This window comes from Enterobacter sp. ZOR0014 (assembly GCF_000798855.1).
GTDB classification, from domain to species: Bacteria; Pseudomonadota; Gammaproteobacteria; order Enterobacterales; family Enterobacteriaceae; genus Enterobacter; species Enterobacter kobei.
In genome coordinates, this window is record NZ_JTLF01000240.1 from 1 (window position 1) to 22,444 (window position 22,444).

Genomic DNA, 22,444 nt, shown 5'->3' on the forward strand with positions numbered 1-22,444 from the left:
TATAAATAAAAAACCCCTTCAGTATAATCATAAAAAACCGCTCACTACAGAATTATCTCAAAACCACCCACCCTCTATTCACCATATTTATCCGGCAACATATCAGGTGTACATTACCGTTTACCCAATCCACCGAGATAAGGATCCATAATTACCTTTAAGTAAGTACCCCATAACGTTACTGCATTCAGATTTAATGTTCTCATTTATCGCCTTTAACGCACAGTTAAAAGGCAGCCGTGTTATGCAATGGATTCATGATAAACAAATGGCAAATAGATATGGAAAGATCGCTTCGCTTCAATACGTTATTCTTTTATCGCACCCCAGGATTATTGTTACTGTTATTACTCTTTCCTGTTCTGGTTCAGGCAACGGAATCCGTTTATGAACAACAGATTCAACAGGCGCGTAACGGTAATTACACGCCGTTTCTTGATTATCTGCAGCATTATCAGCAACAGCACGCCCTGACGCCTGAACAGGTCGCAGACTGGTTACAGGTGGCATCCTGGGCAGGTCATGATGATGAGGTGATTGAGGTCTGGCAGCGTTATGGCATTTATATGCCGCTGCCCGCTCGCGGCATTGCTGCCGTTGCCCAGGCCAGGAGAAATCAAAAAGCGTGGCAGCCAGCCTTATCGCTCTGGAAAGAGGCGTGCAGCCTTGCGCCGAATAACGATGATTATCGTATCGGCTATATCAAAACCCTGGCCGATGCCCGCATGGATGCACTCGCGCTGCAGGAAGCCCGGCAGCTGGTCACCCAAAACCCCACTCAGGCGCATCTTCAGACGCTCTCGTATGTCTGGTTACGCCAGGGAAAAAGCTGGGATCGGCTTCTGGCGGACACGCGCGCACTGGCTACCGCGCCAGAGAATAATGTCCTGCTCAGCGAGCTTGTCGACGCCCTGACGGATAACCGCGTGAATACCCCCGCGCTCGTACTTTCACAGCGGGTGCCGCTGTCCCCGGCGGAGCGTCGCCGTCTTGAGCGTAACGCCGCCGCCGAAAGGGTTCGCCTTGCCGATGTGCCAGGCAGAACAGAAAAGGAGCGCCTGCAGCTTGCGCAATCTGCGCTGAATCGTTACGACGTTCTGCTTTCTCGCTGGAAAAGCGAGCCGCAGGCGGCGGAAGATGTCATCCTTGCGCGTATAGACCGGCTCGGCGCGCTGTACGCCCATGCTGATTATCCGCGGGTCATCAGCGAGTATCAGGATCTTACGGCAGCGCAGCACCCGGTGCCGGACTGGGCAATCGGCTGGGTTATCTCCGCGTATCTGCAGGAGAAAAACGCCGATGCCGCCTTCTCGCTTCTGCAACGCTATCCGCAATACGCCGCCGATCCGCAGGACGAAGAGCACGCACTTTTCTACGCCTGGCTGGATACCGGGCAGTATCGGGCCGCCCGCCAGTATGTAGAGCGCCAGACCCGTAACGTCCCCTGGACCCGCTACGATTTCGGTTCCCCTACCCCTCAGCCGAACGATCGATGGCTCACCGGGCAGTCTCTCCGTTTTAACTATCTGCTGGCGACCCACGCCCTGCCGGAAGCCGAAAAGCTGTCTCAGCGTCTGGCGACAACGGCGCCGGGCAACCAGGGATTGCAGATTGACTACGCCACTTTGCTACAGGCGCGGGGCCTGCCGCGTGCGGCCGAGCAGAAGCTGAAAATGGCGGAGGCGCTGGAGCCATCAAATCTGGAGCTTGAGCAACAGCAGGCTTACGTCGCCATGGATCTACAGGAGTGGCAAGAGATGGATTTACTGGCCGACGACGTGCTTTCTCGCGCACCGGTCGATCGCAGTGCCCGTCGTCTGGACAGGCTCAGAACGGTTCATCATATGTCCGAGCTGCGCCTCAATGCGAGCAAGGGCTTGCACTCCGATAACCCCGTCAGCGGTACGCACGACCTGAACTGGGACGCCACGCTCTATGGCCCGCCAGTTGCGGATAACTGGCGGCTGTTTGCCGGCACCCGCTATGCAGAGGGTAATTTCGATGAAGGCAAAGGCACCAGCCGCCACCTCCTGGGTGGCGTGGAATGGCGGCCTCGTGACCTCCAGCTCGAAGCCGAGCTTTCCAGTAACCGCTATCACGGCGCGAACAAGCCGGGGGCTCGCCTTTCCACAACTTACTTTCTCACCGATAACTGGCAGCTCAGCGGCAGCCTTGAACGCGTAGCTCGCACCACGCCCTTACGGGCATTACGCAACGGGATTAGCGCCAACCGGGGGGAAGGCGGCGTGCGCTGGTATCAAAACGAGCGACGTGAGTATCAGTTTAGCGTCGCCGTCAGCCGCTTCTCAGACCACAACCGCCGTCAGGAATACACCCTTACGGGTAAGGAGCGTCTCTGGCAAACCCCGTCCCTGACGCTGGATCTCGAACCGGGGATCGCCGCCAGTAAAAACAGCCTGCGGGACACGCTCTATTACAACCCGGCGCGGGATCTGTCCGTAACGGCCGCTCTGTCCGTCGATCATGAGATGTATCGCCATTACGACACCCTCTGGAGCCAGCAGTTCGTGGCAGGCGGCGGCAGCTACTGGCAGAAAAACCAGTCCGCCGGGGCCATCACCCTGCTGGGCTACGGACAACGCATCCAGTGGAACAACGTCATCGATACCGGCGTGATGCTGAACTGGGATAAACGCCCTTACGACGGCAAGCGCGAGAGCAATCTCTCCGTCACGTTTGATGCGACTTTACGCTTTTAAGGATGAATATGCTGAACATACGTTTTTCCGTGAGTGTGATACTCATTGGCTGGTTCTGCCTCAGCGCGAGCATTTGCGCCCAGGCACTCCCGTTTATTGCCCCCAAAGAGAGACCCCAGCTGGAGGCGAGCAAGCCCTGGCCAACGAATCGATTTCTGGTGCTGGCCTACCACGACGTTGAAGATGATGCCGCCGATCAGCGCTACCTCTCCGTTCGCACCAGCGCGTTAAACGAGCAAATAAGCTGGCTTTTGCATAACGGCTATCACGCCATCAGCGTGCAGGACATTCTGGATGCCCATGACGGAAAAAAAACGCTGCCGCCGAAAGCCGTTTTGCTCAGTTTTGACGACGGCTACAGCAGCTTTTATACCCGCGTCTGGCCACTGCTTCAGGCCTGGAACGTCCCTGCCCTGTGGGCACCGGTAGGCAGTTGGGTGGACACGCCAGCAAATCAAAAGGTCAATTTTGGTGGTCTGATGACGCCCCGCGATCGCTTCGCAACGTGGGACATGGTGCGCGAGCTCAGCCAGTCTCCGCTGATTGAGATCGGCTCACATACCTGGGCCTCCCATTACGGTATCGTGGCTAACCCTCAGGGAAGCCGCGAGCCTGCCATCGCCAATCGCTTTTACGATAAGGCGACGGGCCGCTATGAAACCGATCGGCAGTTCAGCCAGCGGATCGGCGACGACGTGCATAAAGTGACCGAGAAAATCACGCAGGTGACGGGCAAAGCACCGCGCGCCTGGGTCTGGCCTTACGGTGCCGCCAACGGTACGTCGCTCGCCATCGCCAGACAACAGGGTTACCAGCTGGCCTTTACGCTGGAAGACGGTCTGGGGGACGTAAATGACCCTGGCAACATTCCCCGTCTGCTGATCGCCGGTAATCCTTCGCTAAAAACCTTTGCCAGTACGGTCAGCCAGATCCAGGAACACGATCCCGTTCGCGTCATGCACGTCGACCTCGACTACGTTTACGATCCCGATCCGGCCCAGCAAACCCAAAATATCAACAGGCTGATCCAGCGAGTTTACGACATGAAAATCAGCCATGTTTTCCTGCAGGCGTTTGCCGATCCGCAGGGCGATGGCCGGATCAAAGCGCTCTATTTTCCCAACCGTCGGCTTCCGGTCCGCGCCGATCTGTTCAATTTTGTCTCCTGGCAGCTCCAGACCCGTGCGGGTGTGAAAGTCTTCGCGTGGATGCCGGTGCTCTCGTTCGATCTCGATCCCTCCCTGCCGCGCGTGCAGCGTCGGGATCGTCAAACGGGCCAGCTGCACGAGGCCACTGAACCTTATATCCGGCTCTCCCCGTGGAATCCGCAGGTTCGCCAGCAGGTGACGGACATCTATGAAGATCTGGCCCGCTATAGCACCTTCAATGGGATTTTGTTCCATGACGATGCGGTGCTGACGGACGTTGACGATGCCGGACAAGACGCCGCTCAGGACACAACGCGTCAGAAAAGCCGTCTGCTGATGGGCTTTACCCGGGCGCTGGGCCAGGCGGTGAAGCACATCCGGGGACCGCAGATCAAAACCGCACGCAATATGTTCGTCTTACCCATCCTTGAGCCTGAAAGCGAAGCCTGGTTTGCACAGAATTTTGATGATTTTCTGGCGGCCTATGACTGGACGGTGCCGATGGCCATGCCGCTGATGGAGTCCGTTCCGGCGAACGAAAGCGACGCCTGGCTAACGCGTCTGGTTAACGTGGTCGCCGCACGGCCCGGCGCGCTCGATAAAACCATTTTCGAACTGCAGGCCAGAGACTGGGAGCAAAAAACGCAGCGTGCCGTTTCCGATAAACAGCTTGTCCAGTGGATGCGCGTTCTCCAGCTGAACGGCGTCAAAAACTACGGCTACTACCCCGACGATTTCATCAACAACCAGCCTGATATCTCCCGCATCAGGCCTGAATTTTCTTCCTACTGGTACCCTGACAATGACTGATCGCATCATCGCTTTTTCTATTTTGTGTCTGGTATTCGGGTTGCCTTTAGGCGTGGCCGCCCTTTTTACCGGCGAACTGATTCTGGATTTTGTGTTCTTCTGGCCGCTGTTCATGTCCGTGCTCTGGGTCACCGGCGGACTCTATTTCTGGTTTCAGCTTGAACGCCACTGGTCGTGGGATAAAGAGACCCCACCACCCTCGCTCGCTGGCGAGCCGCTTATTTCCATTCTGATCCCCTGTTTCAATGAGGAAAGGAACGCCAGAGAGACCATCAGCGCCGCGCTGGATCAGCGGTATAAGAATATAGAGGTTATCGCCATTAACGATGGCTCTTCTGATAACACGGCGGACGTGCTGCAGCAGCTGGCGCAGGAGCAGCCGCGCCTGCGGGTAATTAACCTCGCGGAGAACCAGGGAAAAGCCGTCGCGCTAAAAGCGGGTGCCGCGGCAGCCCGGGGCGATCTGTTGGTCTGCATTGATGGCGACGCCCTGCTCGACCGCGACACTGCGGTTTATCTGGTAGCCCCGCTGATTCAGTATCCTCACGTCGGCGCGGTCACCGGCAATCCGCGCATTCGCACGCGATCCTCGCTGATTGGGCGCATTCAGGTGGGCGAGTTCTCGTCCATTATTGGCCTTATCAAACGCACGCAGCGGATCTATGGCCGAGTCTTTACCGTGTCCGGCGTCATCGCCGCCTTTCGCCGCCAGGCGCTGGCGGACGTCGGGTACTGGAGCCCGGATATGATCACGGAAGACATCGACATAAGCTGGAAGCTTCAGCTGCGCCACTGGGATATCTTTTTCGAGCCGCGGGCGCTGTGCTGGATCCTGATGCCGGAGACGCTCAAAGGCCTGTGGAAACAGCGCCTGCGCTGGGCTCAGGGCGGCGCGGAGGTGTTTCTGGTCAACCTTCGCAAGGTTGTGCGCTGGGAACATCATCGCATGTGGCCCCTGTTTCTGGAGTACGCGCTGTCCACGCTGTGGGCGTTCGCTTACGCGATGACGGTACTGCTGTTCATTATCAGCCAGGTCGCGCCGATTCCCGCTAGGCTGACCGTTGAGACCCTGTTCCCACCCGCGTTCACCGGTCTGCTGTTGGGCGTCATGTGCCTGCTGCAGTTCCTGGTCAGTTTGTTCATCGAGCGGCGATACGAGCGGAAGGTGGCAAGCTCGCTTTTCTGGGTGATTTGGTTCCCGATGGTGTACTGGATGATTGGCCTGTTCACTACCCTCGTCGCGTTTCCGAAAGTCATGCTTAAACGTCAGCGTGCCCGCGCGCGCTGGATCAGTCCGGACCGGGGAAAAGGAAGCATTCAATGAACGAAAATACCTTAATTTTGACTGAACATCGGCTGTTACCACGTCTTTTCGATGCCGCGTTAACTCTGGTGGCGTGGGGAGGATTTCTGTTTTTCCTGTATGCCAGGCTGTGGATGCAGTTAACCGAAGAGAGTGAACACCGGTGGAGCGTCATTATTGCCTCCTTTAATACGGTGTTGATCTATTTGCTGTTCGCCGCGCTTAACGGATGGCTGCTGATTTTGTGGTATCAGTACAACCGCCGCCGCACGCATGTGAGGCGTCGTCAGCCGGGCTATTTTCACCAGGAGGAGCTGGCCCGCAGCTTTAATGTCTCACCACAGATCATCTCCGAGATGAGCCAGTACAACCTGCTGACGGTCTATCACGATCGGATTGGCCGTATTATTGATCTAAAGATCAGTCAACAGGACGAGGAAGAAGAGTGAAGAAACGTCCCCGCAGAATGGTCTGCGGGGAGCTATTTCGAGCGGTTCTGAGTTACTTATCCTTCACCACAATCAGCGGTTCAATATCGCTCTCTTTCTTCACCACCAGCGAGTCATCTCCGCGCAGACAGGTGCCGCCGTAGTTCCCGCCGACGGTAAAGGTGCAGACCTGAATGTACTTGCCGTCAACGTTTGGCAGGCACCACAGCTGCTGGTAAATGTTTTTGCGATCGATAAACTTGCCGCTGGATTTATCCAGCAGTTCGTCCTGGGCACTAATGAGATCGATATTGCTGCCGCAGCGTCCGGCAATCGGCTTGACGGCATAACCGGTCTGTTTCAGCAGGTCGTTAACCTCAAAATCGGTGTCGAGCAGGTAACGGTGGTTCGGGAAAAGCTGCCACAGTACCGGCAGAATGGCTTTGTTGCCCGGTATCACCGTCCACAGCGGCTCAAAGACCAGCACTTCCGGACGCAGCAGGACGTCGATCAGGCGCACTTCACCCTCGGGATGTCCGGTCCGAATCGGCACGGCGGCATATTCGGTTTCGCTGACCTCGCGGATTTGCTCTATCGCCGTTTCCCACGCCCAGGTTTTCCACACGCAGTTGACGTGGCGACCTTCGTCGTCAATCAGCTGCCCGGCAGCATCCCAGCTCAGCGCCCCCAGCCCGTGCAGAATTTTGGTTTCAAACCCGGCCTGCAGCAGTGAACGCTGAATAAAGAGCGCGTGATAATCCTCTTCGACATCGTTGTCCTGCATGATGTGCACGAACGGACGCGCGTGGCTGTGTTTCCACGCGCCGGTCAGCTCTTCCAGCAACCCTTCTGCCGGGTTATGACCGTGGCCGCGATAACCGTTTTTCACCCACTCTTCGAGAATCAACCCGCCCTCGGTATGGCAGGACGCGGAGTCGGCATTGTACTCGTAGACCTTAATCCCGCGCTCATCCATGCAAAAATCCATACGGCCGGTGATCATATGGTGACGACGCCACTGCCAGGAGAGGCGCAGGCGCGGCCAGAGGATTTTTGGAATGTCGAAAAGCGCCAGCAAATTGTCATCTTTCAGCACCTTGTCCGTCGCGTGCAGGTACATCAGGTGCAGTTCGTTGGTGGCCTTGATCAGCTCCTGCTCGGCGCTTTCGGTGATGGTGAAGTACTGGCAGGGATCTTTATTGATCACATGACCGTTCGCGCGGATATACGCCTGCTGCAGCGCGTCATTTTCGTTGAGCCATTTTCCGTCGAACTGACGTTTGTTTTTCAGCCGCGCACCGCGAATTTTCAGCAGTTCGCCGTCGATTTCCGGCTGGGGAATGCTGTGTTCCGTGTCGTCGGTCTGGATCATCCAGCCGAGAATTTCCGTGTCGCTGAAGGTGTCATGGATTGTGTAACATCCGTTCTCCACGCTCAGCCGCAGCTCGCGCGTCCACTGCTGCCCGAGCGGCAGCGGGGAGTGCAGGACGTTCTGCTCTGCAATGCGCACCTTGTCGTCCAGAAGCTGGGTGATTACCGCCACGTGGCCGGTCTCATGAAACTCTCCACCCTTTTGCCAGATCAGCAGCGCCCCGGCGCGCGGCGCGCGCTTCGAGCCGTTGGCAAACGCCTGAAGGGGCAAAATGTTATCGTTCACCACCTGACGCAAAAAGCGCAGGGAGAAGATCTCCCACGCCATGCCGACGTCGGTAAACACGAAACCATAGTTGAGGAACAGGAAACGGCGGGCAAACTCAACACACTGCCATTTGTGGCCCATGTATTCGTTGCCGATATAACTGCGAAAATCCGCATCTTCCGGGTATTTTCGCGGGTCCAGACTGCTGTAATTTGAAGAGTAAATCGCCACGCCACCCGGCGCATAGCCTAACAACGTCCCGAATGGCGCATCACTGCTTAACTTTCCTTTACGCATGTATCCAACCTAAAACAGGCAGGCGGCAATTTTTTGAAGGGTTGTCGTCGTCTGCACGTTGTAATTAACCTGACAGAGGTGGAATTATCATACACCTGCCCTGTCCATTACGCTCGCATCGTTAAACGGTTCCCCTGCCACCTGCTAAACTGCCTCAACACAACACCAAAGAGGCAGGCCAACATGTCAGACGAAAACACCTATCAGCCACCGAAAGTGTGGGAATGGAAAAAGAACGGCGGCGGCGCGTTCGCCAATATTAACCGCCCGATTTCGGGCGCGACGCATGAGAAAGATCTCCCCGTGGGCTCCCATCCGCTGCAACTTTATTCGCTGGGAACACCTAACGGCCAGAAAGTGACCATCATGCTTGAAGAGCTGCTGGCGCTGGGCGTGACGGGCGCGGAGTATGACGCCTGGTTGATCCGCATCGGCGAGGGCGATCAGTTCTCCAGCGGGTTCGTTGAAGTGAACCCGAACTCGAAAATACCGGCGCTGCGGGATCACTCCACGACACCACCAACGCGCGTCTTTGAATCCGGCAATATCCTGCTCTATCTGGCAGAGAAATTTGGTCACTTCCTGCCGAAAGATCCGGAGGGACGCACCGAAACGCTGAACTGGTTGTTCTGGCTGCAGGGCGCGGCGCCATTCCTGGGCGGCGGTTTTGGTCACTTCTACAACTACGCGCCAGTGAAAATTGAGTACGCGATCGATCGCTTTACCATGGAAGCCAAACGCCTGTTCGACGTGCTGGATAAACAGCTGGCGCGCGGCCGTTACGTGGCGGGCGAGGAGTACACCATCGCGGATATGGCGATCTGGCCATGGTTTGGCTGCGTGGCCCTGGGTAGCGTCTATAACGCCGCCGAGTTCCTGGATGCCGAAAAGTACACCAACGTCCAGCGTTGGGCGAAAGACGTGGCGAACCGCCATGCCGTGAAGCGTGGACGCATCGTTAACCGCACCAGCGGCGAGCTGAACGAGCAACTGCACGAACGTCACGCGGCGAGCGACTTCGATACCAACACGGAAGACAAGCGTCAGGCGTAATGCTTTGCCGGGCGGGTCACCGCCCGGCAGATGAGATCCTTGCCAGGGGCATGATTAGCCTAAAGGTTGAGCCGCAATTGCTGGCACTATCTGGCCGTTTTTCTCGCGCAGATGTGAGAAACGACGTATCAACCGACAGCAGTCACAAAGGATCTGTTATGAAACTTATTAAAACAACGCTGGTCATCAGCGCTCTCCTTTTTTCCACCTCGGGAATGGCCATCGACAAAACCGCCGCTGGCGCGGTAGCGGGCGCCGCCATTGGCGCGGCCACAGGCAAAGATCTGAAATCCACCGTCGGCGGTGCCGTTGTTGGCGCAGGTACAGGTGCCATGTTCAAAAACGGCGAAAAAGGTAAAGACGCACGTAAGGGGGGTGCCGTGGGTGCCGTCGTTGGCGCAGGAGCGGCTGCCGTGACGGGCAAGAGTGTGCTGAAAGGAGCGGCCGTGGGTGCGGGCACGGGTGCACTGATTGGCGAAGCGACCCACTGATAAGTATTGCCGGGCAGCGCTGCGTTTGCCCGGCCACAGCGTTGTTCAATAATCCCCCCCTGCCAAATCTCTCGTTTTTGCGATCCGCTTTCTGAAAATTATCTTCCCACTCAGTTATTACGATGCAAACAATTGCCTGTCGTAGCCTGAAGATTACAATGCTTTGCTTATCGTAAACTACAGGCTACAATAATGGCTAACGTTAAACACTACATTACAGCTGATGGATATGATCCTTTTGATGCATATCTGCGAAGTTTGAAAGATCCCATAGCAAAAGCCATGATTGCCACGCGTGTCGCCAGAATGTCGACGGGTAACTATGGCGATTGCAAACCATGCAGAGAGAGTGTGTCAGAGCTCAGAATTGACCGGGGACCCGGCTATCGTGTCTATTTTAGTGAAGTCTCCGATCCGGCAGATGGCGCAGTAAGTCTGGTGCTATTGACTGGAACGAAAAAAAAGCAAAATGCAGACATTGAAAGGGCCGTTGAGTACCTCAACGACTACAAGCGCAGAATATAAGAGGAAATCGCAATGGCTAAATCAGTACTTCATGATGACGCAATGGTACAACTCCTGAAAGATTCTCCGGATTTCGCGCCCGTCTATCTTCACCAGGCTTTCATTGAAATTGACGAGCCAGGAGGCTATGAGGCGTTCATGCTCGCCTTACGGCATGTGATCGAAGCCTCTGGCGGGATGACTGTTATTGCAAAACGTGCTGGCATTTCTCGCGAATCACTTTATAAATCACTCTCACCAAACGGTAACCCCTCATTTAAGCGTATCGCAGAAGTGGCATCTGCAACGGGATATCCGATTTCTCGAATTGCAACAGCAGGGTTAAACGATAATACAAGGCCGCATCAGGCGGCCTTGTAACGTTGTGTTATGCCGTCAGGCGGAACTTCTGCACCGAACGCTGAAGCTCTTCGGTCTGACGTTCCAGCGCGGCGGCTGCCGCGGAAACCTCTTCCACCAGCGAGGCGTTTTGCTGGGTGACGCCGTCCATCTGCGTAATGGCAATCCCGACCTGCGAAATGCCCTTGCTTTGCTCTTCAGAAGCGGAAGCGATTTGCTTCATAATGGTCGTCACTTCCGTCACGTCGCGTAAGATGGCATCCATGGTCGTGCCCGTGTCGCCCACCAGCTGTGCCCCCTGTTCTACGCGATTAACCGAATCAGCAATCAGCCCCTCAATTTCCTTGGCCGCGTTGGCGCTGCGGCTTGCCAGATTACGGACTTCCCCCGCGACAACGGCGAAACCGCGGCCCTGCTCGCCCGCGCGTGCCGCTTCAACGGCTGCGTTGAGCGCCAGGATATTGGTCTGGAAGGCAATACTGTTGATGACGTTGGTGATTTCAGCAATTTTCTTCGAGCTTTCGGAAATACCGCTCATGGTGGTAACCACCTCTTCCACCAGCGAACCGCCGCGGCTGGCAGTGGTTGAAGCCACATCGGCAAGCTGGCTGGCCTGACGCGCGCTTTCCGCGTTCAGTTTCACGGTGGCGGTCAGTTGTTCCATGCTGGCCGCCGTCTCTTCCAGTGCGGCAGCCTGCTCTTCGGTGCGCGAAGAGAGATCGTTATTACCGCTGGAGATTTCCGTCGCCCCGCGCCAGATATTTTCACTGCCCGAGCGAATCGTACTGACGGCTTCACGCAGGCTGTCCTGCATGGCACTCAGCAGGGGAACCAGTTGTCCCACACAGTTGCGGCCGAACGGCGCAATGGGCTGGCTGAGATCGCCCTGGGCAATCTGGCGGAACTGCTGGCGGATACGCTCCAGCGGTTTTACCAGCATCGCCACCAGGTAACGGTCGGTAAAGAGCAGAATCAGCAGACCGATAATCGTGGCGACGATAATCACCGTGCGGGTCATACTGGTCAGGCCGTCCACCACCACGCGGGTACTGTCGAGCGTGTTCGCAGCGGCAGTGTTGAACGCCTCGGCAGCCGCACCGAACGCACGGCTCAGCGGTGGCGTGACGTTGTTGGCCTGCTGGCGGTAGCCTTCCAGAGCCCCCTGCTTCGCCTGCGCCATTTGCGGCGTCACGCCCTGGTCGAGCAGCGCCTGCCAGGAGCCGATCACCCGGGATGCGATCGCCTCATCCATCGGGCCGGGTGACATCGCTTTCATCTCGGCCAGTTTCTTGCCCATGTTATCCAGCGCCTGTTGGGCGGAGGACAAATCGGGCGTGCCGCCAGCGGCTTTGACTTCCATTGCGCGGCTCAGGCGGGTCACGAAGCGGAAATACTGATCGTTGCCCTGGCTCAGTACCGTCATCTGTTTCACCAGATGGCGATCAACTTCATTGCCCTCTGAAACGCGTGACAAAGACCAGGTGCTGTACAGCCCAACGCCCGCCCACATTAAACAAAAGATCCCGAGAATCGTCAGCATGACGAAGCGGATCGTGAAATTACGTAGCATATTCATAAGATTTCCTTGCCGTGAGGGTGAATTCGCCCAGAGGCGAGTACTTCTCTCTTTATCGGCAGGCAGCGCGGAAATTATAACCTTTTGTGATTATTTTTAATTAGCGCGGCTTCACAGGTCGCACAGCCATGGTTAATTATTACCTTTCAATATGAAGGGGTTAAACCCTGTCATCGCTTCTGTGAACAATTTATGATTTGATAAACGCAGAATAAAAACGCTGTTTCGAAAATTCATTAAATAAGAAAGGAGACATCATGTCCTGGCACCCTTCCCCTGACCGCTACGAGAACATGCAGTACCGCTATTGTGGAAAGAGCGGCCTGCGCCTGCCAGCGCTGTCGCTGGGTCTGTGGCATAGCTTTGGCCACGTCCAGCCTCTCGATGCCCAGCGCGCACTGCTACGTAAAGCCTTCGATCTCGGCATTACCCATTTCGATCTTGCCAACAACTACGGCCCACCGGCAGGGAGCGCAGAGGAGAACTTTGGCCGCCTGCTGCGAGAGGACTTTGCCGCGTACCGCGACGAGCTCATCATCTCCACTAAAGCCGGTTACGACATGTGGCCGGGGCCGTACGGTTCAGGCGGTTCACGCAAATACCTGCTCGCCAGCCTCGATCAAAGCCTGAAACGCATGGGGGTCGAGTACGTTGATATTTTCTACTCCCACCGCGTGGATGAAAATACGCCGATGGAAGAGACGGCCTCAGCGCTGGCTCACGCCGTGCAGAGCGGTAAAGCGCTGTACGTCGGGATCTCGTCCTACTCAACGGAGCGCACTCAAAAAATGGCCGGGTTACTGCGCGAGTGGAAGATCCCACTGCTCATCCACCAGCCGTCCTATAACCTGCTTAACCGCTGGGTCGATAAGACCGGATTGCTGGATGCGCTGGAAGCAAACGGTACGGGGTGCATTGCCTTTACCCCGCTGGCGCAGGGTCTGCTGACCGGGAAATACCTGAACGGCATTCCGGAAGGTTCACGCATGCAGCGAGAAGGGCATAAGGTGCGCGGGCTGACAGAGAAGATGCTGACCGACGCCAACCTGAGCAGTCTTCGTCTGCTCAATGAGATGGCACAGGCGCGTGGCCAGACCATGGCGCAAATGGCGTTGAGCTGGTTACTGAAAGATGCGCGCGTGACGTCAGTGCTGATTGGTGCCAGCCGTCCGGAACAGCTTGAGGAGAACGTCCGGGCGCTGGATAACCTGCGCTTTACAGAGGACGAACTCACGCGGATTGACCAGCATGTTGCGGATGGGGAGTTGAATCTGTGGCAGGCGTCGTCGGATAAATAGTGCAGATTGATGCCCTCTCCCCTCTGGGGAGAGGGATATGCACTTTACTTTTTACTGATCTTATCCAGATACCCCATCACAAACGCCGACAGCACAAACGTCAGGTGGATAATCACGTACCACATCAGTTTATTATCCGGGACATTCTTCGCGTCCATAAACACGCGCAACAGGTGGATAGAGGAGATCGCCACAATCGACGCTGCCACTTTATTCTTCAGCGACGAGGCATCCATTTTGCCCAGCCAGTTGAGCTTCTCCTTGCGCTCGTCGATATCAAGCTGGGAGACAAAATTCTCGTAGCCGGAAAACATCACCATCACCAGCAATCCCCCCACCAGGGTCATATCCACCAGCGACAGCAGAACCAGAATCAGGTCCGCTTCGGCAATGGAAAAAATGTTCGGCAGAACATGCAGGATTTCCTGAAAAAACTTAATCGTCAGCGCGATAAGTGCCAGCGAAAGGCCAAAATAGACGGGAGCCAGTATCCAGCGGGAGGCGTACATGGCATTTTCAAAGAAGCGTTCCATAAAGTCCTGTTTGCAAAAGAAACCAGCGCCCAGTATATCTCAACGGCGCTGGCTATTTGCAAGAACTCAACTGTTCATGACTTAGACGTTGTCCGGATTAACCTCCGGACGCGCATACTCCGGCCAGACCAGCACCACAAGTTCGGGGTAGGCTTCCAGACTGAACTCACGAAAACACTGGCGAAGGTTTAATACGTCCAGGTCTGAATACGAGACCTTCTCTCCGTTAAGACAGCGCTTTTTGATATTGTCGTAATATTTATAAACCGCTGAATTCAGGTCGCTGCAACGACGCTGCGCCTCAAACAGACCGGGCGTGTCATTAATTTCGGACATTTTCATACGCTTAATTGTCGCGTGTAAAAAGTCGATATATTCGTGATTCACCCGCCAGTACCAGACAGGCGTAACAGAGTTCATCAAAACAGAGAAATGGTCTTCACCTTCCTCTTTTGTCATCAGTTCAGGCTGTGGAGGTTCACTGGTGTCTTTCGACACTTTCGTTTTATTGAACTCCTGCATCAATAAAAGCACACCAGCGGTCAGTAATAGTAATGTGATGACCGTAAAAAAGATGCTGTTCATGGGTTGGCTCCATTTTTTTTGATTTTAAAATTGCCTCATGATATTGTCAACGAATCTCACGCCTTTACCAACCCCACCCTGTTGAAAATAAAGGAAATTAAAAAATGCTGCCCGACTATCTCGTCCCGGCTAAGTACCACATTACGCCTGTGGAACAGCAACCGACGGAAGAAGAAAAAAAGGCCAGTTTCACTCAGGGGAAAAGAAAGCTCTCCGATTTCGAGCCTGATATATTAATTGGTGTTTCCCGCACTGGCAAATCCCGTAATATGTTGCTGGAGGAGCACGATCGCCATATAAAAGACCGCTTATTTCGCGCTATAAAAATTGAGGCCTTCGTCCACCTGCTGAATGACCTCCAGGCTGAAGGCGAAATAGATGCCCAGAAACTAAGTCAAATAATGGCTGAAAAAACAAAAGAAATAAATGAAGCGGGCAATGAAATTTGGCTTAATCTAATTACGCGTGAAAAAAACAACCCTATTTTTTATACCCTTGGGGAAGATTAACGTGAAAGAAGTTAAAGACAACGACGTTTATTTGACTTTAGATGATAAAAAAAGTGATGAATTTATCTTAAAGCAAAATCTCGACGCCCTGAGAAACACAAAAAATATCGAGATGACGCGTATTACGCAAGACCTGGTATCGATTCCGGCGACGCTGGTGCGGCTGAAATGGCAGAATCGCCGCGAGATTTACCCGCTACAGGTCAAAGAAGAGATTTACGGTGCGGTGATAAATAGCCTCATCGAGCAGCAACCCGAGCTGAAAGAGAAGCTGCTGGGCCGGCTCGAGGCCAACTATCAGTATCTGCTTGCCAGAGAAGTCGCCACCCTGCGCCTGACGCGCAAGCTGTCAGCCGGTGAGTACCGTACCTCAAACGTCACCTGCGTTGCGCTCGACGAAGACACGCTGGCAACCTCCTCTGCCGCGCAGACGGATAATAAAAACGCATAAACCGACAGACATAAAAAAAGCCGGCTTTCGCCAGCTTCTTTACTATTTTTTGGCCGCTTTCTCTTCGCCGACCAGTCCAATCTTCAGATAACCCGCCTGATGCAGCGTGTCCATCACCTTCATCATGGTTTCGTAGTCGACGGTTTTGTCCGCACGGAAGAAGACGGTGGTGTCTTTCTTGCCGCCGGTTAGCTGATCCAGCGCCGGAATAACCGAAGCATCCGTTACCGGGTCGTTACCCAGGAACATCGATTTATCCGCTTTCACAGAAAGATAGATGGGCTTTTCCGGACGCGGCTGCGGCTGGCTGGACGAGGCCGGCAGATTCACCTTCACGTCCACCGTCGCCAGCGGCGCAGCGACCATAAAGATAATCAGCAGAACCAGCATGACGTCAATAAACGGCGTCACGTTGATCTCATGCATTTCACCGTTATCGTCCAGATTTTCGTTTAGACGCATCGCCATAATATCAACCTACGCGCAGTTTAGACGCCGCATGCACCGGTTTCACGGCGCTGGCATTCAGGTCGAGATCGCGGCTTTGTAGCAGCAGAACCTGAGCGGCAACGTCACCGAGCGTGGCTTTGTAGCTGCCAATCATACGCGCGAAAATGTTATAGATAACGACTGCCGGAATCGCCGCGACCAGACCAATCGCCGTCGCCAGCAGCGCTTCTGCGATACCGGGCGCAACAACCGCCAGGTTGGTGGTTTGGGTCTGAGCGATACCGATAAAGCTGTTCATGATGCCCCAGACCGTACCGAAAAGACCGACGAACGGCGAAATTGCGCCGATGGTAGCCAGATAACCATTACCACGTCCCATGTGTCGGCCAACGGCCGCAACGCGACGCTCCAGACGGAAACCGGTACGCTCTTTAATGCCTTCGTTATCTTCACTGCCAGCGGAGAGTTCCAGCTCGTTCTGCGCTTCGTTCACTAACAGGGTGGTCAGGCTTTTTGCGTGGAAGGATGAGGTCATATCAGACGCCTGATCCAGAGAGCGGGCTTCTGCCAGCTGCTGCTGTTCCCGCTTGAGGCGACGCTTCTGCGAAAGCAGCTCGGCGCTTTTGCTGAAGAAGATAGCCCAGGTGACAACGGACGCCAGAATCAGGCCGATCATCACAATCTTAACCACGATGTCAGCATGTTGATACATGCCCCAAACGGAGAGATCCGTCTGCATCAAATTATTACCCACTCTGTATCTCCAGGACGCAAATCACAAAATCTGAACGTAATAATATCAAAACGTCGTCGAATTGATAGTAGTTCTCATTAGTATTTGCATGGTGCCGTAATTTTCGCTCACTTTCCTTGCGCTTACGCAGTAAAAATTTCTTATGCGGTTTTTTGCTAATATTTTCTGCTTATTCGATAAGCATGCGGGTGCAGTTTTTCACAATCGTGGTAGTCTGGACGTCCAGACGTATAAAAACAGGGTTAGCGAACATGACTAAGAAGCATCTTGATACCACGCTGGTACAGGCCGGACGCAGCAAAAAATATACGCAGGGTTCGGTTAACAGCGTGATTCAACGCGCCTCCTCCCTGGTGTTTGACACCGTTGAGGAGAAAAAAATCGCCACGCGTAACCGCGCAAAAGGCGGGCTGTTTTATGGCCGTCGCGGCACGCTAACCCATTTTTCTCTGCAGGAAGCGATGTGCGAGCTGGAAGGCGGTGCGGGCTGCGCGCTGTTCCCGTGCGGTGCGGCTGCGGTCTCCAATACCATTCTGGCGTTTGTGGAACAGGGCGACCATATCCTGATGACCAACACCGCCTATGAACCCAGCCAGGACTTCTGCACCAAAATACTCAGTAAACTCGGCGTCACTACCGGGTGGTTCGATCCGCTGATTGGCGCAGGCATTGCCGAACTTATTCAGCCAAACACGCGCATCGTGTTCCTGGAGTCTCCCGGTTCAATCACCATGGAAGTGCACGACGTACCGGCTATCGTGAAGGCCGTGCGCAGCAAAGCGCCGGAGGCGATCATCATGATCGACAACACCTGGGCGGCGGGCGTGTTGTTTAAAGCGCTGGAATTCGACATTGATATCTCGATTCAGGCGGCGACGAAATACCTGATTGGCCATTCAGACGGGATGATTGGCACAGCAGTATCTAACGCGCGCTGCTGGGATCAGCTGCGTGAAAATGCCTACCTGATGGGCCAGATGGTCGATGCAGATACGGCCTACATGACCAGCCGCGGTATCCGCACGCTGGGGGTTCGCCTGCGTCAACACCATGAAAGCAGCCTGAAAGTGGCAGAGTGGCTGGCTCAGCATCCACAGGTTGAGCGCGTTAATCATCCTGCGCTTGCGGGCAGTAAAGGCCATGAATTCTGGCAACGTGACTTTACGGGCAGCAGCGGGTTGTTCTCGTTTGTGCTTAAAAAACGGCTAGATAATGACGAACTGGCAAACTATCTGGATCACTTTACCCTCTTCAGCATGGCCTACTCCTGGGGCGGTTTTGAGTCCCTGATCCTGCCTAATCAGCCGGAGCAAATCGCGGCTCTGCGCCCTGGCGGCGAAGTGGACTTCAGCGGCACCCTGATTCGCCTGCACATCGGTTTAGAAAATGTGGACGATTTAATTGCGGATTTATCAGCAGGGTTTGAACGTATCGTGTAGAGTGCTCGCTGAAAATGTACTCCCCGGACGCTTTTCTTAACACTGCAAGCAGAAAAGTCTGCATGAGTTGCGCCTGCGATCAATCCCGGCAGGTATAATTGGGAGTACAATAGCGTTATCTCTGCTGTTCCACAGGAAAGTCCATGGCTGTTATTCAAGATATTATCGCGGCGCTCTGGCAACATGATTTTGCCGCACTGGCGGATCCGCACGTTATAGGCGTCGTCTATTTCGTGATGTTCGCAACGCTGTTTCTGGAAAATGGATTACTGCCAGCCTCGTTTTTACCCGGTGACAGTTTGCTTTTGCTTGCCGGGGCATTGATCGGTAAAGGCGTTATGGACTTTACGCCAACGATGGTTATCCTCACCTCTGCCGCGAGCCTGGGCTGCTGGCTGAGCTATCTGCAGGGCCGCTGGCTGGGGAACACGCGTGTCGTAAAAGGCTGGCTGGCGCAGTTACCGCATAAATACCATCAGCGGGCGACCTGTATGTTTGACCGACACGGCCTGCTGGCGCTGCTGGCCGGACGTTTTCTGGCTTTTATTCGCACCCTGCTGCCCACCATGGCGGGTATTTCCGGCCTGTCGAACCGCCGTTTTCAGTTCTTCAACTGGCTGAGCGGCCTGCTGTGGGTGGGGGTCGTGACCACGTTAGGCTACGCGCTGAATATGATCCCCTTTGTGAAACACCATGAAGATCAGGTGATGACATTCCTGATGGTTCTGCCAATGGTCCTGCTGGTTGCAGGCCTGGTGGGAACCATTGCGGTGGTGATTAAGAAAAAGTACTGCAGCGCATAAACAAAAGCCGGGTGGCGGCTACGCCTTACCCGGCCTACGTTTCTCGTCAGGCGCCCTGCATCGTTCGTATACGCGACGCATCTTCTCCCGGCGTGACGCCGAAATAGCGCTTAAACTCCCGACTAAACTGCGACGCACTCTCATAGCCCACCCGCATTGCCGCCGCGCTGGCCTTCATGCCGTCGTGGATCATCAGCATCCGCGCCTTATGCAGCCGGTAGGTCTTGAGGTATTGCAGCGGCGAGGTGCTGGTCACCGATTTAAAGTTATGGTGAAACGCCGAGACACTCATGTTCGCTTCCGCGGCGAGCTGATCGACGCTGAGGTTTTCCGTGTACTGGCTCTCAATACGCTTGAGCACGCGGCTTATCAGACTGAAGTGGGTCTGTCGGCTCACCAGCGCCAGCAACGCTCCCCCGCCAGGGCCCAGCAGCACATGATAGAGAATTTCGCGAATGATCTGCTTGCCCAGGATACGCGCGTCCAGCGGCCGCTCCATGACGTCCAGCAGACGCTCGATGGCGCACAGGATCTCTTCAGACAGCGTGGCCGAGTTAATCCCGCTTGAAGCCATCGACGGCTGGAAGAGTTCATCTTCGCCTATCTCCATCAGCAGTTCCTGCAACTGAAGGATATCGACATTAACGCGAATACCCGCCAGCGGGACCTCCTCTGTCGCGAAAGTTTCACATTCAAAGGGTAAAGGTACTGTCAGAAGCAGATATTCATTGGTGTCGTAGCGGAACACGCGGTCATTGATATAACCAATTTTATGGCCCGAAAAGAGAAAAACGATGCCCGGCTGGTACATCACTGGCGTGCGCGTCCCGGGCTGCGTGCCATAGAGCAGACGAATATCAGGCAACTGATCGCTAACACTATTTTCATTATCTATCAGTCTCTTAATCTGCGCGGTAAGCTGATGGCAGATCGCTTCACGGTTCATTTTTCGTTACTCCGGGTACGTTTTCCGACTTTCACAGTTTGCGCACTTTCCCGAGGTTTCTCCAGCGCTCTGTAGAAATGGGCAAGACATTGGCAGGAATGTGCATTGAGAGCATAGCCCCGGACCGCCACAATGTGCAGCATCAGGCAGGCATCAGTGCCGCCACGGTTTTTCACCCACTAAAGGGAACGAGCAATGAACAATTTTAATCTCCATACCCCAACCCGCATTCTGTTTGGCAAAGACGCAATCGCTGACCTGCGTGCGCAGATCCCCGCTGATGCGCGTGTCCTGATCACCTACGGTGGCGGCAGCGTGAAAAAAACCGGCGTGCTGGATCAGGTTTACAGCGCCCTGGACGGTCTGGACGTGCGTGAGTTCGGCGGCATCGAGCCAAACCCGTCTTACGAAACGCTGATGAATGCGGTAAAAATCGCCCGTGAAGAAAACATTACTTTCCTGCTGGCGGTCGGTGGCGGTTCCGTTCTGGATGGCACGAAGTTCATCGCGGCGGCAGCGCACTACGCTGACGGCGTTGACCCGTGGCACATCCTGGAAACCCGCGGCAGCGACATTAAAAGCGCAATCCCGATGGGCTCCGTGCTGACCCTGCCAGCCACCGGTTCCGAATCCAACAAAGGCGCAGTGATCTCCCGTAAAACCACCGGTGACAAACAGGCCTTTATGAACGAGCACGTGCAGCCTGTCTTCGCTATCCTCGACCCGGTTTACACCTATACCCTGCCTGCACGTCAGGTAGCGAACGGTGTGGTTGATGCCTTTGTTCACACCGTTGAGCAGTACGTGACCTACCCGGTGAATGCCAAAATTCAGGATCGTTTCGCGGAAGGCATTCTGCTGACGCTGGTTGAAGAAGGTCCGAAAGCGCTGAAAGAGCCGGAAAACTATGACGTTCGTGCCAACGTCATGTGGGCGGCAACGCAGGCGCTGAACGGTCTGATCGGCGCAGGCGTGCCGCAGGACTGGGCGACCCACATGCTGGGTCACGAACTGACGGCGATGCACGGTCTCGATCACGCTCAGACGCTGGCGGTGGTTCTGCCTGCGCTGTGGAACGAAAAACGGGATACCAAACGCGCCAAACTGCTGCAGTACGCAGAGCGCGTGTGGAACATCACCGAGGGTTCTGACGATGCGCGTATTGATGCGGCCATCGAAGCGACACGCAACTTCTTCGAAAGCCTGGGCGTACCAACGCGCCTGTCTGGCTACGGCCTGGATGGCAGTTCTATCCCTGCTCTGCTGGAGAAACTCGACGCGCACGGCATGACCCAACTGGGCGAGCACGGTGACATTACGCTGGACGTCAGCCGCCGTATCTACGAAGCGGCACGCTAAGCGTTTTTGTCCTCCCGACTTTCGTTTTTTGACATTTCGTCCAGACTTAATGCACACCCCATCGCCGGAGCCCCCCTCCGGCGATGCGCACCTGAAGGAGGAAAAATGGCAAACCAAACCGTAATCAAGCTGCAGGATGGCAACGTGATGCCCCAGTTGGGGCTAGGTGTATGGAAAGCCGGTAACGACGAGGTCGTCTCCGCCATTCATAAAGCCCTGGAAGTCGGCTATCGGTCAATTGATACCGCCGCCGCCTACAAAAACGAGGACGGCGTAGGCACTGCACTGGCCAGCGCCGGCGTCCCCCGCGATGAATTATTCATTACCACGAAACTGTGGAATGACGATCAAAAACGCCCTCGCGAAGCCCTGCAGGAGAGTCTGGAGAAACTTCAGCTCGATTTCGTCGATCTGTATCTGATGCACTGGCCGGTTCCCGCCATCGACCATTATGTTGATGCCTGGAAAGGGATGATTGAACTGCAAAAAGAGGGGCTGGTGAAAAGCATCGGCGTCTGTAACTTCCAGGTTCATCACCTGCAGCGCCTGATTGATGAGACAGGCATCGCACCGGTGATTAACCAGATCGAGCTGCACCCGCTGATGCAGCAGCGCCAGCTTCACGCCTGGAATGCGACCCACAAGATCCAGACTGAATCCTGGAGCCCCCTGGCGCAGGGTGGCGAGGGGGTCTTCGATCAGAAAATCATCCGCGACCTGGCGGATAAATACGGCAAAACGCCCGCACAGATCGTCATTCGCTGGCATCTGGACAACGGCCTGGTCGTTATTCCGAAATCAGTCACGCCATCACGTATTGCCGAGAACTTCGACGTCTGGGATTTCCGCCTGGACAAAGATGAGCTGGGTGAGATTGCGAAGCTGGAGAAGGGTAAACGCTTAGGGCCGGACCCGGATCAGTTTGGCGGTTAAAAAAAGCCGGGTGGCGGCTTCGCCTTACCCGGCCTACATGTTCAGATCGGAAGAG

At 55.1% G+C, this 22,444-nt stretch carries 22 protein-coding genes; 15 read left to right on the forward strand and 7 right to left on the reverse strand.

All coding sequences use genetic code 11. The annotated features are described in order from the left end of the window. The first annotated feature begins 281 nt into the window (after window positions 1-281). Genes pgaA through pgaD form a run of 4 tightly spaced genes read left to right on the forward strand, consistent with a single transcriptional unit; the run spans window position 282 to window position 6,430 of the window. Window positions 282-2,720: a poly-beta-1,6 N-acetyl-D-glucosamine export porin PgaA gene (gene pgaA, locus L977_RS12540; protein WP_047625864.1), complete on the forward strand. Its 2,439-nt coding sequence runs from the start codon at window positions 282-284 to the stop codon at window positions 2,718-2,720. A gap of 8 nt (window positions 2,721-2,728) precedes the next feature. After that, window positions 2,729-4,678 (forward strand): poly-beta-1,6-N-acetyl-D-glucosamine N-deacetylase PgaB, encoded by a 1,950-nt coding sequence (gene pgaB / locus L977_RS12545; RefSeq protein ID WP_047625865.1) that lies wholly within the window; start codon window positions 2,729-2,731, stop codon window positions 4,676-4,678. Continuing rightward, a complete protein-coding gene (gene pgaC, locus L977_RS12550) occupies window positions 4,671-6,002 on the forward strand; it encodes a poly-beta-1,6-N-acetyl-D-glucosamine synthase (RefSeq protein WP_023331300.1) in 1,332 nt (443 codons plus the stop codon). The genes pgaB and pgaC overlap by 8 nt, the downstream gene beginning before the upstream one ends. Further along, window positions 5,999-6,430 carry a poly-beta-1,6-N-acetyl-D-glucosamine biosynthesis protein PgaD gene (pgaD, locus tag L977_RS12555; protein ID WP_014885222.1) on the forward strand — a complete coding sequence of 144 codons (432 nt, stop codon included), beginning with the start codon at window positions 5,999-6,001 and terminating at the stop codon, window positions 6,428-6,430. The genes pgaC and pgaD overlap by 4 nt, the downstream gene beginning before the upstream one ends. Window positions 6,431-6,482: 52 nt before the next feature. Here pgaD and gss read toward each other — a convergent pair whose 3' ends face one another. Then, window positions 6,483-8,345, reverse strand: coding sequence for a bifunctional glutathionylspermidine amidase/synthase (gene gss, locus L977_RS12560; protein WP_045134825.1), 1,863 nt, complete (start codon window positions 8,343-8,345; stop codon window positions 6,483-6,485). 183 nt (window positions 8,346-8,528) lie between these two features. On the opposite strand from gss, the gene yghU reads away from it, so the two are divergent. The 4 genes from yghU to L977_RS12580 all read left to right on the forward strand — a co-directional run bounded on the left by yghU (window position 8,529) and on the right by L977_RS12580 (window position 10,774). Beyond that, window positions 8,529-9,398, forward strand: coding sequence for a glutathione-dependent disulfide-bond oxidoreductase (gene yghU, locus L977_RS12565; RefSeq protein ID WP_047625867.1), 870 nt, complete (start codon window positions 8,529-8,531; stop codon window positions 9,396-9,398). 158 nt (window positions 9,399-9,556) lie between these two features. Beyond that, the gene (locus L977_RS12570; RefSeq protein WP_014885225.1) at window positions 9,557-9,889 is read left to right on the forward strand and encodes a YMGG-like glycine zipper-containing protein; all 333 of its coding nucleotides are present in this window, start codon (window positions 9,557-9,559) and stop codon (window positions 9,887-9,889) included. Window positions 9,890-10,081: 192 nt separating this feature from the next. Further along, window positions 10,082-10,414, forward strand: coding sequence for a type II toxin-antitoxin system RelE/ParE family toxin (locus L977_RS12575; RefSeq protein ID WP_014885226.1), 333 nt, complete (start codon window positions 10,082-10,084; stop codon window positions 10,412-10,414). Window positions 10,415-10,426: 12 nt separating this feature from the next. After that, window positions 10,427-10,774 (forward strand): helix-turn-helix domain-containing transcriptional regulator, encoded by a 348-nt coding sequence (locus tag L977_RS12580; RefSeq protein WP_014885227.1) that lies wholly within the window; start codon window positions 10,427-10,429, stop codon window positions 10,772-10,774. 7 nt (window positions 10,775-10,781) lie between these two features. On the opposite strand, the gene L977_RS12585 is transcribed toward L977_RS12580, so the two are convergent. Continuing rightward, window positions 10,782-12,329, reverse strand: coding sequence for a methyl-accepting chemotaxis protein (locus tag L977_RS12585; protein ID WP_014885228.1), 1,548 nt, complete (start codon window positions 12,327-12,329; stop codon window positions 10,782-10,784). A 257-nt stretch (window positions 12,330-12,586) separates the two neighbouring features. On the opposite strand from L977_RS12585, the gene L977_RS12590 reads away from it, so the two are divergent. Next, entirely contained in the window at window positions 12,587-13,627 is a 1,041-nt protein-coding gene (locus L977_RS12590; protein ID WP_023331302.1) for an aldo/keto reductase, read from the forward strand. A 44-nt stretch (window positions 13,628-13,671) separates the two neighbouring features. Here L977_RS12590 and L977_RS12595 read toward each other — a convergent pair whose 3' ends face one another. Both L977_RS12595 and L977_RS12600 read right to left on the reverse strand, forming a co-directional pair. Next, window positions 13,672-14,160 carry a TIGR00645 family protein gene (locus tag L977_RS12595; protein ID WP_014171606.1) on the reverse strand — a complete coding sequence of 163 codons (489 nt, stop codon included), beginning with the start codon at window positions 14,158-14,160 and terminating at the stop codon, window positions 13,672-13,674. An 81-nt stretch (window positions 14,161-14,241) separates the two neighbouring features. Beyond that, the gene (locus tag L977_RS12600; RefSeq protein ID WP_008499806.1) at window positions 14,242-14,745 is read right to left on the reverse strand and encodes an ESA_00282 family adhesion-associated protein; all 504 of its coding nucleotides are present in this window, start codon (window positions 14,743-14,745) and stop codon (window positions 14,242-14,244) included. Window positions 14,746-14,849: 104 nt separating this feature from the next. Here L977_RS12600 and L977_RS12605 point away from each other — a divergent pair, with 104 nt between their 5' ends. Both L977_RS12605 and L977_RS12610 read left to right on the forward strand, forming a co-directional pair. Then, the gene (locus L977_RS12605) at window positions 14,850-15,254 is read left to right on the forward strand and encodes a hypothetical protein (protein WP_014885230.1); all 405 of its coding nucleotides are present in this window, start codon (window positions 14,850-14,852) and stop codon (window positions 15,252-15,254) included. 1 nt (window position 15,255) lies between these two features. Further along, window positions 15,256-15,705 carry a hypothetical protein gene (locus tag L977_RS12610; protein ID WP_014885231.1) on the forward strand — a complete coding sequence of 150 codons (450 nt, stop codon included), beginning with the start codon at window positions 15,256-15,258 and terminating at the stop codon, window positions 15,703-15,705. Between the two features lie 42 nt (window positions 15,706-15,747). On the opposite strand, the gene exbD is transcribed toward L977_RS12610, so the two are convergent. Together exbD and exbB are read right to left on the reverse strand one after the other, a co-directional pair. Further along, window positions 15,748-16,173: a TonB system transport protein ExbD gene (exbD, locus tag L977_RS12615; RefSeq protein WP_014885232.1), complete on the reverse strand. Its 426-nt coding sequence runs from the start codon at window positions 16,171-16,173 to the stop codon at window positions 15,748-15,750. A 4-nt stretch (window positions 16,174-16,177) separates the two neighbouring features. Beyond that, a complete protein-coding gene (gene exbB / locus L977_RS12620) occupies window positions 16,178-16,909 on the reverse strand; it encodes a tol-pal system-associated acyl-CoA thioesterase (RefSeq protein WP_014885233.1) in 732 nt (243 codons plus the stop codon). A gap of 251 nt (window positions 16,910-17,160) precedes the next feature. Here exbB and metC point away from each other — a divergent pair, with 251 nt between their 5' ends. Then, on the forward strand, window positions 17,161-18,348 hold the full coding sequence (metC, locus tag L977_RS12625) for a cystathionine beta-lyase (RefSeq protein WP_047625868.1): 1,188 nt from the start codon (window positions 17,161-17,163) through the stop codon (window positions 18,346-18,348). A gap of 143 nt (window positions 18,349-18,491) precedes the next feature. Next, the gene (gene yghB, locus L977_RS12630; protein WP_023338787.1) at window positions 18,492-19,151 is read left to right on the forward strand and encodes a DedA family general envelope maintenance protein YghB; all 660 of its coding nucleotides are present in this window, start codon (window positions 18,492-18,494) and stop codon (window positions 19,149-19,151) included. Window positions 19,152-19,197: 46 nt separating this feature from the next. Here the strand turns inward: yghB and L977_RS12635 are convergent, their stop codons facing one another. Further along, window positions 19,198-20,097, reverse strand: coding sequence for an AraC family transcriptional regulator (locus L977_RS12635; protein WP_014885236.1), 900 nt, complete (start codon window positions 20,095-20,097; stop codon window positions 19,198-19,200). 195 nt (window positions 20,098-20,292) lie between these two features. Here L977_RS12635 and yqhD point away from each other — a divergent pair, with 195 nt between their 5' ends. After that, window positions 20,293-21,456: an alcohol dehydrogenase gene (gene yqhD, locus L977_RS12640; protein ID WP_023331305.1), complete on the forward strand. Its 1,164-nt coding sequence runs from the start codon at window positions 20,293-20,295 to the stop codon at window positions 21,454-21,456. A 105-nt stretch (window positions 21,457-21,561) separates the two neighbouring features. Then, window positions 21,562-22,389, forward strand: a complete 828-nt coding sequence (gene dkgA / locus L977_RS12645; RefSeq protein WP_014885238.1) for a 2,5-didehydrogluconate reductase DkgA — start codon at window positions 21,562-21,564, stop codon at window positions 22,387-22,389. Window positions 22,390-22,444 lie beyond the last annotated feature (55 nt).

Bases quoted from the DNA above. Each gene is read 5' to 3' on its own strand.
- L977_RS12590 (WP_023331302.1), top strand. From the start codon at position 12,587: ATGTCCTGGCACCCTTCCCCTGACCGCTACGAGAACATGCAGTACCGC.
- yghB (WP_023338787.1), top strand. From the start codon at position 18,492: ATGGCTGTTATTCAAGATATTATCGCGGCGCTCTGGCAACATGATTTT.
- L977_RS12605 (WP_014885230.1), top strand. From the start codon at position 14,850: ATGCTGCCCGACTATCTCGTCCCGGCTAAGTACCACATTACGCCTGTG.
- L977_RS12575 (WP_014885226.1), top strand. From the start codon at position 10,082: ATGGCTAACGTTAAACACTACATTACAGCTGATGGATATGATCCTTTT.
- pgaB (WP_047625865.1), top strand. From the start codon at position 2,729: ATGCTGAACATACGTTTTTCCGTGAGTGTGATACTCATTGGCTGGTTC.
- L977_RS12585 (WP_014885228.1), bottom strand. From the start codon at position 12,329: ATGAATATGCTACGTAATTTCACGATCCGCTTCGTCATGCTGACGATT.
- pgaC (WP_023331300.1), top strand. From the start codon at position 4,671: ATGACTGATCGCATCATCGCTTTTTCTATTTTGTGTCTGGTATTCGGG.
- metC (WP_047625868.1), top strand. From the start codon at position 17,161: ATGACTAAGAAGCATCTTGATACCACGCTGGTACAGGCCGGACGCAGC.
- gss (WP_045134825.1), bottom strand. From the start codon at position 8,345: ATGCGTAAAGGAAAGTTAAGCAGTGATGCGCCATTCGGGACGTTGTTA.
- yqhD (WP_023331305.1), top strand. From the start codon at position 20,293: ATGAACAATTTTAATCTCCATACCCCAACCCGCATTCTGTTTGGCAAA.
- L977_RS12580 (WP_014885227.1), top strand. From the start codon at position 10,427: ATGGCTAAATCAGTACTTCATGATGACGCAATGGTACAACTCCTGAAA.
- pgaA (WP_047625864.1), top strand. From the start codon at position 282: ATGGAAAGATCGCTTCGCTTCAATACGTTATTCTTTTATCGCACCCCA.
- L977_RS12600 (WP_008499806.1), bottom strand. From the start codon at position 14,745: ATGAACAGCATCTTTTTTACGGTCATCACATTACTATTACTGACCGCT.
- dkgA (WP_014885238.1), top strand. From the start codon at position 21,562: ATGGCAAACCAAACCGTAATCAAGCTGCAGGATGGCAACGTGATGCCC.
- pgaD (WP_014885222.1), top strand. From the start codon at position 5,999: ATGAACGAAAATACCTTAATTTTGACTGAACATCGGCTGTTACCACGT.
- L977_RS12635 (WP_014885236.1), bottom strand. From the start codon at position 20,097: ATGAACCGTGAAGCGATCTGCCATCAGCTTACCGCGCAGATTAAGAGA.
- L977_RS12595 (WP_014171606.1), bottom strand. From the start codon at position 14,160: ATGGAACGCTTCTTTGAAAATGCCATGTACGCCTCCCGCTGGATACTG.
- exbD (WP_014885232.1), bottom strand. From the start codon at position 16,173: ATGGCGATGCGTCTAAACGAAAATCTGGACGATAACGGTGAAATGCAT.
- yghU (WP_047625867.1), top strand. From the start codon at position 8,529: ATGTCAGACGAAAACACCTATCAGCCACCGAAAGTGTGGGAATGGAAA.
- L977_RS12570 (WP_014885225.1), top strand. From the start codon at position 9,557: ATGAAACTTATTAAAACAACGCTGGTCATCAGCGCTCTCCTTTTTTCC.